Source organism: Streptomyces sp. NPDC044061, assembly GCF_056434305.1.
In genome coordinates this window covers 21,421-33,147 of the sequence record NZ_JBWKFL010000052.1, presented here as the reverse complement: position 1 = coordinate 33,147, position 11,727 = coordinate 21,421, and the positions used below count along the sequence as shown (strand labels likewise).

Genomic DNA, 11,727 nt, shown 5'->3' with positions numbered 1-11,727 from the left:
GGGTTCTCCTTTTCCGGTGCTCTCTTTCCCCCCCCCCCCCCCCCCCCCCCCTCCCCTCCCCCCCCCCCCCCCCCCCCCCCCCCCCCCCCCCCCCGCCCCGCAATCCTCACCAGTGGACGACGACCTTGTCGCCGACCCGCACCTCGGCGAAGAGCCTCGCGACCGCCGCCTCGTCCCGCACGTTGACGCATCCGTGCGAACCGCCCGCGTACCCGCGCGCCGCGAAGTCGTAGGAGTAGTGCACCGCCTGGCCGCCGCTGAAGAACATCGCGTACGGCATCGGGGAGTGGTAGAGCGTCGACACATGGTGCCGTGACTTCCAGTAGACGCGGAACACACCCTCACGGGTCGGTGTGTACTGGGCGCCGAAGCGGACGGACACCGTCTCGACCGTCCGCCCGTCGATCATCCAGCGCAGCGTCCGGCTGGTCTTGCTGATGCACAGCACCCGGCCGGTCAGACAGCGCGGATCGGGCGCGTCGGCCGGCTGACCGCCCATCAGGTACAGCTCCCAGTGACCCGGCCGGTGCGTCATGGCCAGCAGCCGCTGCCAGGTGACGTCGTCCAGTTCACCGGTCCGCGGGAGCCCGCGTCTGCCCTGGAAGCCCTTGACGGCCCGCTCGGTCAGATCGTCGTACGTCCCCGTCGGCCCGTCGAACAGCCAGTCGACCTGGCGCAGCCGGGCCTGCAGTTCGCGCACGCCCGAACCGCTGTCACCGCGCGACCACAGCACCCGGGGCGCGGGCCGGGCGGGCTTGGCGGCGGGGGTGCGCTCGGCCGTCCGGGTGGGCTCCGGGGCGCGGCTGGACGGCAGCTGGATGTGCACGGGCGAGTGGCGCTTGCCGTCGGCGTCCGGCGGCTGCACGGTGCAGCCGCAGAGCGCGGCGAGCGCGGCGGCCGAGGCGAGTACGGCGGCAGGTCTCCCCGGGTTCCTCATGCCGGGGATGTTTCCCCGCGTGACCGCCGCCGAACTACGGGGCATGGTGAGGGGGTAACAAAACGTACTTCGGAGGCATCCATGGCGCGTGAGTCGGAGTCGGGGCTGCCGATCGAGCCGGTCTACGGGCCGGCGGACCTGGCCGGCTGGGACCCGGCCGGGAGGCTGGGCGAACCGGGGGCCTACCCGTACACCCGCGGGGTGTACCCGACCATGTACACGGGCCGTCCCTGGACCATGCGGCAGTACGCCGGCTTCGGCACGGCGGCCGAGTCCAACGCCCGCTACCGGCAGCTGATCGCGCACGGCACCACCGGCCTGTCCGTCGCCTTCGACCTGCCCACCCAGATGGGCCACGACTCCGACGCGCCCCTCGCCCACGGCGAGGTGGGCAAGGTGGGCGTGGCGATCGACTCGATCGAGGACATGCGGGTGCTGTTCGACGGCATCCCGCTGGACCAGGTCTCGACCTCGATGACGATCAACGCCCCGGCCGCGCTGCTGCTCCTGCTCTACCAGCTGGTGGCGGAGGAGCAGGGGGTGAGCGCGGACCGGCTGACCGGCACGATCCAGAACGACGTGCTGAAGGAGTACATCGCGCGGGGAACGTACATCTTCCCGCCCAAGCCCTCGCTCCGCCTGACCGCCGACATCTTCAAGTACTGCACCGCCGAGATCCCGAAGTGGAACACGATCTCGATCTCCGGCTACCACATGGCGGAGGCGGGCGCGTCCCCCGCGCAGGAGATCGCCTTCACGCTCGCCGACGGCATCGAGTACGTCCGCACGGCGACGGCGGCCGGCATGGACGTGGACGACTTCGCACCCCGTCTGTCCTTCTTCTTCGTGGCGCGCACGACGCTGCTCGAGGAGGTCGCCAAGTTCCGCGCGGCGCGCAGGATCTGGGCGCGGGTGATGCGGGAGGAGTTCGGGGCGAAGAACCCCAAGTCGCTGATGCTGCGCTTCCACACGCAGACGGCGGGGGTCCAACTGACCGCGCAGCAGCCGGAGGTGAACCTGGTCCGGGTGGCGGTGCAGGCGCTCGGGGCGGTGTTCGGCGGCACCCAGTCCCTGCACACCAACTCCTTCGACGAGGCGATCGCGCTGCCGACGGACAAGAGCGCGCGGCTGGCGTTGCGGACGCAGCAGGTGCTGGCGCACGAGACGGACGTGACGGCGACGGTCGACCCCTTCGCGGGCTCCTACGCCGTCGAGCGGATGACGGACGACGTGGAGGCGGCCGCCCTCGGCCTGATGCGGAAGGTCGAGGATCTCGGCGGCGCGGAGGCGGCGATCGAGCGGGGCTTCCAGAAGGCCGAGATCGAGCGGAACGCGTACCGCATCGCCCAGGAGACGGACTCCGGTGAGCGGGTGGTCGTGGGCGTCAACCGCTTCCAGCTGGACGAGGAGGAGCCGTACGAGCCGCTCCGGGTGGACCCGGCGATCGAGGCCCGGCAGGCGCGGCGGCTGGCCGCGCTGCGGGCGGAACGGGACCAGGGGGCGGTGGACGCGGCGCTCGGCGCGCTGAGGAAGGCGGCCGAGGGGGAGGACAACGTCCTGTACCCGATGAAGGAGGCGCTGCGGGGGCGGGCGACGGTGGGGGAGGTGTGCGGGGCGATGCGGGAGGTCTGGGGGTCGTACGTGCCCTCGGACGCGTTCTGAGCGCCCGCGCCGGAGGCGTTGTCGTACCGTCGTGCGACACTCCTTCCCATGTTCGGCGTCATCGATCTCCCCACCTACCTGGCCGGTCTCGCCCTGATCGTGCTGCTGCCCGGCCCCAACTCGCTGTACGTGCTGTCCGTCGCCGCCCGCCGCGGCGTCCGGGCCGGCTACACCGCCGCCGCCGGGGTGTGGTGCGGCGACACCGTGCTGATGACGCTGTCCGCGGCCGGGGTCGCCTCGCTGCTCCAGGCCAACGCCGTGCTGTTCGGGATCGTGAAGTACGCCGGTGCCGGGTATCTGACGTGGCTGGCGATCGGGATGCTGCGGGCCGCGTGGGGGATGTGGCGGACCCGGCGGGAGAGGGCCGTCGAGGAGGTCGCCGCGGTCGCCCCGGCCGAGGAGCGGCCCTTCCGCCGGGCCCTCGTCGTCAGCCTCTTCAACCCCAAGGCGATCCTTTTCTTCGTCGCCTTCTTCGTGCAGTTCGTGGACCCGGGCTACGCCTACCCGGCCCTGTCCTTCGTCGTCCTCGGCACCTTCGCGCAGCTGGCCAGCTGCCTCTACCTCAGCGCGCTGATATTCGGCGGCACCCGCCTCGCCGCCGCCTTCCGCCGGCGCAAGCGCCTGTCGGCCACGGCCACCTCGGCGGCGGGTGCGCTGTTCCTCGGGTTCGCCGTGAAGCTGTCACTGGCCGGCGCGTAGGCCCCGGCGGCCGCCGACCCGGGCGAGATAGGCGTCCAGCCCGGTCGCCGTGTCGCCCGCCCAGCCGACGTAGCCGTCCGGGCGGACCAGGAAGACACCGGAGCCGTACGACGCCGGGGCGGCCGGGAGCGCCCGTGTCCCCGGGACCGTCGTCGCCGCACCCAGCAGCGTCCAGTGCGTCCCGCGGAACGTGTCGAAGAGGCGTACTCCGTCCACCGTGCCGTCCGGCGCCCGGTCGCCCGCCCGTACCCCGGCGGGGTCGGTGCGCCGCTCCTCGCTCAGGGACGACTCCGGGTAGCCCAGCCTCAGCTGTACCGTCGCCTTCCCCCGGCGCACCTCGCCGCGGTGCACCCCCGTCGACAGGCCCAGCATGGCCACCGCGTTGGGGCGGCGCTCCTCCTCGTAGGTGTCGAGCAGGGCCTCCGGCGCTCCGTCGAGCAGCACCGCGCCCAGCTTCCAGCCCAGGTTGTACGCGTCCTGGACGCTGGTGTTCAGCCCCTGCCCGCCGGCCGGTGAGTGGACGTGCGCCGCGTCGCCCGCGAGGAACACCCGGCCCGCCCGGAAGCGGTCCGCCAGCGCGGCCCGCGGCCGGAAGTCCGAGGCCCAGCGCAGCTCGATGACGTCCTCGGCGTCGAGGTGGGTGTGCGCGGCGACGAGCTTGCGGATGCCGTCCAGGGACAGCTCCGACTCGGTGCCCTCCGGGAGCTTCCCGGCGAACTGGAAGTCGTCCGTGCCGGCGAGCGGGCACAGCGTGACGCCCGTGCCGTCGGCCCCCGGGAACGCGTGCCAGTACTCCCGGTCGAGGCCCTTCACCCGCACGTCCGCCACCACGAACGGACTCGGGTCGACCGTCTCCCCGGTCATGCCGACACCCACCGCGCGCCGCACCGCCGAGCGTCCGCCGTCGGCCGCGACCAGGTACCGCGCGCGGACGGCCGTACCGTCGGCGAACCACGCGCTCACGCCCTCGGCGTCCTGCTCCAGGCCCGTCAGCTCCTGCCCGAAGGCGACCCGGCCGCCCAGTTCCAGCAGCCGCGCGTGCAGGATCTCCTGCGTCCGCCACTGCGGGACCATCAACGGTTCGGTGTACGGGGCGCCCTCGTCGGCCTCCACGGCCTCGAACATCGGCTGCTCGCCGAGCCGCTCGCCGTCCTTCCAGACCATCCGGGCCGGATAGGGGCCGCCCGCCGCGCGGACGGCGTCCAGCACACCGAGGTCCTCGAAGACCTCCTGGGTGCGCGGCTGGATCCCCTTGCCGCGCGATCCGGGGAACAGCTCCCCCGCCCGCTCCACGACCAGCGCGTCCACGCCGCGCCGCGCGAGGTCGATGCCGAGGGTGAGGCCGGTCGGACCGGCCCCCACGATCAGAACATCCATCACAAATCTCCTTAACGTTGTTAAGTTCCGTCGCCCACGAGAGTGCCCTTAACGCTGTTAAGCTGTCAAGCGTGAGTACGGAACGACGCGCGCCCCTGGACCGCAAGCGGGTCGCGGACACGGCGCTGCGGCTGCTGAACGAGGTCGGCCTCGACGGCCTGACCCTGCGGGCCATCGCCAAGGAACTGGACGTCAAGGCCCCCGCGCTGTACTGGCACTTCAAGGACAAACAGGCGCTGCTCGACGAGATGGCGACGGAGATGTACCGGCGCATGGTCGCCGCCACCGCCCTCGATCCCGCGGACACCTGGCAGGAGCGGCTGCTCGGGGTCAACCGCGGGCTGCGCACCGCCCTGCTCGGCTACCGCGACGGCGCCAAGGTCTTCAGCGGCTCACGCTTCACGGGCACGGACCACGCGCGCGAGATGGAGGCACACCTGGGCGTCCTCACGGAGGCCGGCTTCAGCCTGGTCCAGGCGGTCAACGCGGCGCGGACCGCGAGCATGTTCACCATCGGCTTCGTCACCGAGGAGCAGGGTGTGCGGCCCCTCCCGGGCGAGCGCCGGGAGGGGTACGACATCGAGGAACGCGCCCGGCGCCTGGCCGACTTCCCACTCGCGGCCGAGGCGGGAAAGCTGCTCTTCGACGACTACGACCAGCAGTTCGAGGAAGGGCTGGCACTGGTGATCGCCGGTGCCGGGGCACGGTACGGAATCGGCTGAGCGAGCGGTCAGTGCCGGGCCGCGCGCGCGTTGCGCAGGGCCCGGGTGACGACCGGCGGCAACAGGTCGACGGCGACCCGGCGGACCCGGCCGGCGCGGCGGGACGCGGGACGGGAGGGCGGTGCCGCGGGAGCGGGTTCCGGTGTCGGCTCCATGGTCCCGGCCGCCGGCCGCGCGTGCCGGGAGGGCGGGAACGCCGGCGCCGGCATCCCCCTGGACTTGAGGCGGACGATGCGGTGCCCGGCGGCCTCCTGGACGCTCAGGTGGCAGTCGGACCGCTCCCGGACCATGGCCAGCAGCTCCTCCTGGACCGGCTCCGGATCCCCCCAGGTGCCGTAGAGCTTCTGTGTGCTCAGGCAGACGGGGCGCAGGCCGCGGTTGAGCACGGCCTCCCAGGTGGCCATGGACACGCCGGGCGTGTGCTCGGAGCGGAAGTCGTCGAGGACGACGAGGCCGCCGGGCACCAGCAGCTCGTGGGCCGCTCCTATGTCGTCGCGCACGTGCTCGTACAGGTGCGAGGCGTCGATGTGCACGAACCGGCAGGAGCGGGGCTCGACCTCCGTGGCCACCAGGGAGCTGGGCCCCTGGAGCACGCGGGGGAGTTCGTCGTGGAAGGAGCGGTAGTTCTCCTCGAAGGCGCGCCGGGTCAGCGCGCTGTAGGACTTGGTCGACTCGGCCCGGTTGGCGTCGTCCGGGGCGTCCCCCTCGAACAGGTCGCACACGGTGTACTTCTCGCCCGGCTGCCGGTGCCGGCCGACGAAGATCGCGCTCTTGCCGAGGTAGACACCGACCTCCAGCAGGTCGCCACGGGTTCCGGCGGCCTCATGCCGGGTCAGGAACCAGTCGAAGAGCAGTTGGTCGAGCACCGGGAACCAGCCGGGTACGTCGTCGAGACGATGGGGTGGTCGTGTCGCTTCCTGGATGGTGGCCATGCGGTGGGGGCACTCCCTCGGTTCGGCAGTCTGTGAGATCCCTGCGGAAAGCCTGTGGGGGGCAAGGGGCTCTACGGTGCCTGCCCCGAGGTCCGCTCCAAAACCCAAGGCGAGGTGAACGGATGCCCAACTTCCGGCCTTTGCGCCGGGTCAGCCGGTTCCTTTTCCGTCTTTCGGCAAAGTGAACTGGGAAGAAATTCCTGGTGTACGGGACCTCTTCAACGCCCTTTTCAGGCGCGGGCCGAACGGTTTCTCGACAAATCGGTGCACGAGCCGAGCGAGCAGCAGCATGCCCAGGACCGTCGCCGCCAGTGTCGGCACGGCGGGCAGTCCGAGGCCCCGGTGCAGCACCCGGATGACGAACCAGCCCAGGTGCTCGTGGACCAGGTAGAACGGGTACGTCAGTGCCCCGGCCGTGGCCAGCCAGGGCCAGTCGGCCCGGCGGGTCCAGCCCAGCGCGACGGCCGCCACCGCGGCGAAGGCCAGGGTGACGACCAGCATGATGACGTACGGCTCGCGCACGAAGTCGCCGTGCGCGCCCGTGTGCCACAGCCCGCGGATGGCGTTGCTCTGGCCGAGCAGCCAGGAGACCGCCACGATGCCCCACAGCACCAGGTCGCCGCCGAAGCGGTGGATCAGGTAGAGGGCGAGACCGCCGACGAAGAACGGGGCGTACTCCGGCATGACCAGCTGGTCCGTCAGCTCGTTGCCCGACGTGCGGCACACCACCGCGGCCAGCGTCCACACGCAGCAGAACAGCACCACCCGGCGGTAGGTGACCCCGCGCAGGACGACGAACAGGGCGAACAGCGCGTAGAAGCGGACCTCGACCCAGAGCGTCCAGCACACGCCGAGCACGCGCGGTGCGCCCATGGGCTGTTGCAACATCGTCAGGTTGACCAGGAACTCGTCCGGCCGGACCGGGTGCACGACGGCCGGCAGGGCGAGGGCGGCGCCGGTGACCAGCACCAGGGCGACCCAGTAGGCGGGGTAGAGGCGGGCGACCCGGGAGCGGAAGAAGTCGCCGAGCGTGCGGCCCCAGCTGCTCATGCAGATGACGAAACCGCTGATGACGAAGAAGAACTGCACGCCCAGACAGCCGTACGTGGCCACCTGGGACAGGGTCGGGAAGACGCGGGCCGGTGTCTGGTGCCAGGAGGCGGAGACCGTGCCGCCGCGTCCGGCGTAGTGGTAGAGGCAGACCATCAGCGCGGCCACGAGCCGCAGGCCGTCCAGGGCGAGCAGGCGGCCACGGCGCTCGCCGGAGGCGGGCGGGGCGGGGGCCGTCCCGGGCGTGGGGGGAGCGGGAACGGCGGCGAGGGTGGGGGAGGAAGCAGCCATGGTGCGAGGCGCCTACCCGAAGACGCCCTGATCATCTCGGGAGCTTTTGTGAAAGTCCCCGGCACGGGGGAGCCGTTTCACCGGCACCTGGGCGAATCACAGAAACGAGTTGGTTGACAGCCCAACCATTCGCCCGCCCGTCCGAGTTCGTTAACCCGTTGGTCGTTTTACCTTCCTAGTTTCTCCATCCACCCCCACGCTTCGGCAAACACTTGGAATGCGGCCGTAAAGTCCGTATTTGCTTGGCAAAAATCAGGAGAGTTATGACGAGGGTCCAGAACCGGCGGACAGCCGCGCGTGGAGGGGAGCTCGAGGACTGCCTGCGGGCCTGCGCCGTGCACAGCGGCAAACTCGTGGGCAGCCTCGACCGCCGCCGGACGGAACTGGCCGAGCAGCTGCGCAAGTTGCTCGTGGTGTTCAGCACCAACGGCACCGCGACCCCGCCGCCCGCCCCGGCCGGCGGTGCGACCGCCCTGCTCAAGCGGGCCGTCAAGGGTGCCGCCGCCCCGGCGGGCGGCATCCAGAACGACCTGCTCGACGCCCTGCTGGCCGTCGCCAACAAGGCCCTGGAGTGCGGCTACGACGACGAGCTGAACCTCGCCCTGCAGATCAGCGAGACCGTCCTCGCCCAGCGGAAGAACTCCCGCGCCGGCTGGCGGCTGCGCGCCCGGATCCTGGAGGCGCTCGGCGAGGAACGGGAGGCCGTCGAGGCGTACGAGCGCTATCTGGAACTCACCACCGAGGACGGGTTCGGCGTCGCCGCCCGGGTCGCCGGGCTGCGCCGGGCCGCCGACCGCGAGCGGGAACTGCTCGCGCTGCTGCTGCGGCAGTGCCCGCGCGCCACCGACTTCGCCCGCGGCCCCGCCACCGACGTGTGGGCCGAGGGCCTGGCCCTGCACGCCCTCGGCGACTGGGACGCGGCCGAGCCCCGGCTGGTGGGCGCGCTGCTCGCCCTCGCCGCCGACGAGGCCCCGGTCGCCGACCGGCAGGAACTGCTCAGCCAGTACCTCGACCTGCGCACCGGCGTCGCGGCCGACCCCGGCGCCCTCACCGAGGCCGTCGCCCTCTACGCCGAGCAGCGCCGCATCCGCATGCGCGGCCCGGTCGCCGACCCCACCGTCGGCGGGGTCCACTGGATCAGCCTCGGCGAGTTCCGCAACCAGATCGCCGGCAAGTCGATCTGCCTGATCGCCAACTCCGGCCGCGTGGGCGAGAGCGGGCTGGGATCCCGGATCGACGACTACGACCTGGTCGTCCGCTTCAACTCGTACCGGATCGACCCGAAGCACACCGGCAGCCGCACGGACATCCACGCCACCATCCACAAGCACGGCTTCAACTGGGACAAGCCGGTGACCACCCGGCTGGTCTTCGGTGGCGTCTCCGGCGACTGGAAGCACTCGCTGCGCAACCGCCTGGTGCCCGGCGCCCAGCAGCACCTCGGCGACGAGTCGCTGCGCTGGCCCGTGCGGAACATCGGCAGGCTCGGCAACGATGTCTGGTCCGGCATCCCCACCACCGGCTTCAACACGCTGTGGCTGCTGGACTTCCTGGACGTCAGCCCCACCCTCGACCTGATCGGCTTCGACTTCTACGAGAGCGGCGCCTACCGCGTGCCCGAGGCCATGAAGCTCGCGATCACCTCCGTGCACGAATACACCAGCGAGAAGGCATGGGTCATGGAGCGGGCCCAGAGCGTGACCGACATGAGGATATCCCTGCGATGACCACCACCATCAGCCCCGCCGTACCGGACACCTCGGCGCACGCCCTGACCGGCAGGCGGCGCATCGCCTTCGCCAGCTTCGTGGACGAGAACTACCTGCCCGGCTTCCTCGTCCTGCTGCGCAGCCTCGCCCTGTCCAACCCGGGCGTGTGCGAGGACTTCGTCGTCCTGCACGACGACCTCAAGCCCTCCTCCGTCGCCCGCATCCGCGCCCTGCACCCGCGGATCGTGCTCCGCCGCGTCGACGCCGAGCGCTACGACTCCTACGCCAAGGGCGACCAGGACAACTACCTGGTCCGCAAGGCGTACTTCATCCTCGACATCTTCCGGCTGCGCGACTACGACACCGTCATCACCCTGGACACCGACATGGTCGTCCTGGGCGGCCTCGGTGAACTCCTCGAGCTGCGCGAGGGCCTCGCGGCCGTGCCGCAGTTCTTCTACGGGCAGCACAAGCTGAACTCCGGGCTGCTGGTCATCCAGCGCGAGTACCTGTCCGACACGTTCTGCGCGAAGATCGACAAGGTCGGGCGCAGCGGCACGTACGAACTCGACAAGCACGACCAGGGCATCCTCAACGCCGTCCTGGACGGCGACTTCGTCCGCCTGGACGCCCGCTACAACTTCGTCAAGCGGCGCCTGTCCGGCGACCTGCCGGTCCCCGAGGACACCGCGATCCTGCACTTCACCGGCCGTCACAAGCCCTGGCAGGGCGGCGAGACCGGATACGCCCAGGCCGAGGAGCGCTGGCGCGAGTTCGAGCTGACCGACGCCGAGTTCCACGCGGCCTACCTGGCCCGCGGCGGCAATCTCCACCACGACCTGCTCGTGCACTACGGCACTCCGCACGTCGCCCGGACCGGGGACGTGGAGGCCGCCCGCAAGGTCGCCGCCGCCCACATCGCGGCCGGCGAGTACCAGGACGCGGTCGACATCCTGAGCAGTGTCCGCATCCCGCTGGACGAGGCCTGGCCGCACGAGGTGCTCGGGCACGCCCTGATGAGCGTCTCCCGCTACGAGGAGGCCAGGACCCGGCTGCTGCTGGCCACCGCCGCCCCGAACCGGGCCGCCACCGCCTACGCCCGCCTCGCCCAGATGGCCTGGGTGCACGGCGACAACACCGGGGCGCTGAAGTACGCCACCGCCGGCCTCACCGTCGACCCCACCCACCGCTCCAGCCGCCTGTGGGCCCAGCGGGCGGCGGCCGTACCGTCCCAGGAGCAGGGCGCCGCCGAGGACCAGCTCGCACACGTCGCCTTCTACATGGACCGGCAGGGCAACGCGGGCGACAAGCTGCTGCCCGAGACCGTCCGGCTCGCCTTCGATCCCGACACCACCTCCCGGCGCTGGCACTCCGTCCACGCCCACCGGCTGTTCGACCCGGCCGCCCTGGAGCGCGTCAACTCCCGGCGCGGCCTGGTCATCGGCGGCGGCGGACTGTTCATCCCGGACACCATGCCCAACGGCAACGGCGCCTGGCAGTGGAACGTCCCGGACGAGCAGCTGCGCGCCATCGACGTGCCGATCATGGTGTTCGCGGTCGGCTTCAACGCCTTCGACGGACAGTCCTACCGGGCCCGGCGGTTCAACGAGAGCCTGCGCCTGCTGGTGGAGAGGTCGGCCTTCTTCGGTCTGCGCAACCACGGCTCCATCGCCAGGGTCCGCTCCCTGCTCCCGCCCGAGCTGCACGACAAGGTCGTCTTCCAGCCCTGCCCCACCACGGTCATGCGCCAACTGGTGGGCGGCTGGAGCGACCCGTCGCACCGCGAGGACACCGTCCTGCTGAACGCCGCCTACGACCGCGCGGGGCTGCGCTTCGGCCACGACTACGGCCACTTCCTCGCCGAGATGGCCAAGGCGGTCCGCGCGATCGGCGCCCACACCGAGGTCCGCTGCGTCGCCCACTCCCTGGACGACGAGCGCATCGCCTTCGACCTGCGCCGCGAGCACGGGATCTCGCTGCCGGTCATCCCGATGTACGACTTCTCCAACGACGAGATCCGTGCGACGTACGCGAGGACCCGGCTGGTCATCGGCATGCGCGGGCACGCCGGAATGATCCCCTTCGGGGTCGGCACGCCCATCGTGAGCCTGATCTCGCACCCGAAGATGGCGTACTTCCTCAGCGACATCGAGCGCCCCGAATGGGGTGTCTCCGTCCACGAGAAGAACCTCGGCGCGGTGCTCACCGAGCGGGCGCTGCACATCCTGGACCACCACAGCCGGACCGTCGCCGACGTGCACGACCGGCAGGAGCTGCTGTGGAAGGTCACGCGGGACAACGCGGCCCGGATCCGGACCGTCCTGGGCCGGTGAACGGCGAAACGGGCG

Annotated in this window: 9 protein-coding genes; 5 read left to right on the top strand and 4 right to left on the bottom strand. The window is 71.4% G+C overall.

What is annotated here, in order from left to right:
* Window positions 1-106 precede the first annotated feature (106 nt).
* Window positions 107-937, bottom strand: coding sequence for a L,D-transpeptidase family protein (locus tag AC07CM_RS43330; protein WP_478882057.1), 831 nt, complete (start codon window positions 935-937; stop codon window positions 107-109).
* A gap of 81 nt (window positions 938-1,018) precedes the next feature.
* Between AC07CM_RS43330 and AC07CM_RS43325 the strand changes: the two genes are divergently transcribed.
* Together AC07CM_RS43325 and leuE are read left to right on the top strand one after the other, a co-directional pair.
* The gene (locus tag AC07CM_RS43325; protein WP_478882056.1) at window positions 1,019-2,599 is read left to right on the top strand and encodes an acyl-CoA mutase large subunit family protein; all 1,581 of its coding nucleotides are present in this window, start codon (window positions 1,019-1,021) and stop codon (window positions 2,597-2,599) included.
* 48 nt (window positions 2,600-2,647) lie between these two features.
* A complete protein-coding gene (leuE, locus tag AC07CM_RS43320; protein WP_478882055.1) occupies window positions 2,648-3,298 on the top strand; it encodes a leucine efflux protein LeuE in 651 nt (216 codons plus the stop codon).
* Here the strand turns inward: leuE and AC07CM_RS43315 are convergent.
* Window positions 3,281-4,675: an FAD-dependent monooxygenase gene (locus tag AC07CM_RS43315; RefSeq protein ID WP_478882054.1), complete on the bottom strand. Its 1,395-nt coding sequence runs from the start codon at window positions 4,673-4,675 to the stop codon at window positions 3,281-3,283. The genes leuE and AC07CM_RS43315 overlap by 18 nt on opposite strands.
* Window positions 4,676-4,746: 71 nt before the next feature.
* On the opposite strand from AC07CM_RS43315, the gene AC07CM_RS43310 reads away from it, so the two are divergent.
* Window positions 4,747-5,397, top strand: a complete 651-nt coding sequence (locus tag AC07CM_RS43310; protein WP_478882053.1) for a TetR/AcrR family transcriptional regulator C-terminal domain-containing protein — start codon at window positions 4,747-4,749, stop codon at window positions 5,395-5,397.
* A gap of 8 nt (window positions 5,398-5,405) precedes the next feature.
* On the opposite strand, the gene AC07CM_RS43305 is transcribed toward AC07CM_RS43310, so the two are convergent.
* Window positions 5,406-6,329, bottom strand: a complete 924-nt coding sequence (locus AC07CM_RS43305; RefSeq protein WP_478882052.1) for a class I SAM-dependent methyltransferase — start codon at window positions 6,327-6,329, stop codon at window positions 5,406-5,408.
* A 150-nt stretch (window positions 6,330-6,479) separates the two neighbouring features.
* Entirely contained in the window at window positions 6,480-7,670 is a 1,191-nt protein-coding gene (locus AC07CM_RS43300) for an acyltransferase family protein (protein WP_478882051.1), read from the bottom strand.
* A 263-nt stretch (window positions 7,671-7,933) separates the two neighbouring features.
* On the opposite strand from AC07CM_RS43300, the gene AC07CM_RS43295 reads away from it, so the two are divergent.
* On the top strand, window positions 7,934-9,397 hold the full coding sequence (locus AC07CM_RS43295) for a glycosyltransferase family 29 protein (protein WP_478882050.1): 1,464 nt from the start codon (window positions 7,934-7,936) through the stop codon (window positions 9,395-9,397).
* Window positions 9,394-11,712 (top strand): glycosyltransferase, encoded by a 2,319-nt coding sequence (locus tag AC07CM_RS43290; protein WP_478882049.1) that lies wholly within the window; start codon window positions 9,394-9,396, stop codon window positions 11,710-11,712. The genes AC07CM_RS43295 and AC07CM_RS43290 overlap by 4 nt, the downstream gene beginning before the upstream one ends.
* Window positions 11,713-11,727 lie beyond the last annotated feature (15 nt).

What these genes read in the sequence shown, in the direction of transcription:
- AC07CM_RS43330 (WP_478882057.1), bottom strand. Translation starts at nt 937, where the DNA reads ATGAGGAACCCGGGGAGACCTGCCGCCGTACTCGCCTCGGCCGCCGCG.
- AC07CM_RS43325 (WP_478882056.1), top strand. Translation starts at nt 1,019, where the DNA reads ATGGCGCGTGAGTCGGAGTCGGGGCTGCCGATCGAGCCGGTCTACGGG.
- leuE (WP_478882055.1), top strand. Translation starts at nt 2,648, where the DNA reads ATGTTCGGCGTCATCGATCTCCCCACCTACCTGGCCGGTCTCGCCCTG.
- AC07CM_RS43315 (WP_478882054.1), bottom strand. Translation starts at nt 4,675, where the DNA reads ATGGATGTTCTGATCGTGGGGGCCGGTCCGACCGGCCTCACCCTCGGC.
- AC07CM_RS43305 (WP_478882052.1), bottom strand. Translation starts at nt 6,329, where the DNA reads ATGGCCACCATCCAGGAAGCGACACGACCACCCCATCGTCTCGACGAC.
- AC07CM_RS43300 (WP_478882051.1), bottom strand. Translation starts at nt 7,670, where the DNA reads ATGGCTGCTTCCTCCCCCACCCTCGCCGCCGTTCCCGCTCCCCCCACG.
- AC07CM_RS43295 (WP_478882050.1), top strand. Translation starts at nt 7,934, where the DNA reads ATGACGAGGGTCCAGAACCGGCGGACAGCCGCGCGTGGAGGGGAGCTC.
- AC07CM_RS43290 (WP_478882049.1), top strand. Translation starts at nt 9,394, where the DNA reads ATGACCACCACCATCAGCCCCGCCGTACCGGACACCTCGGCGCACGCC.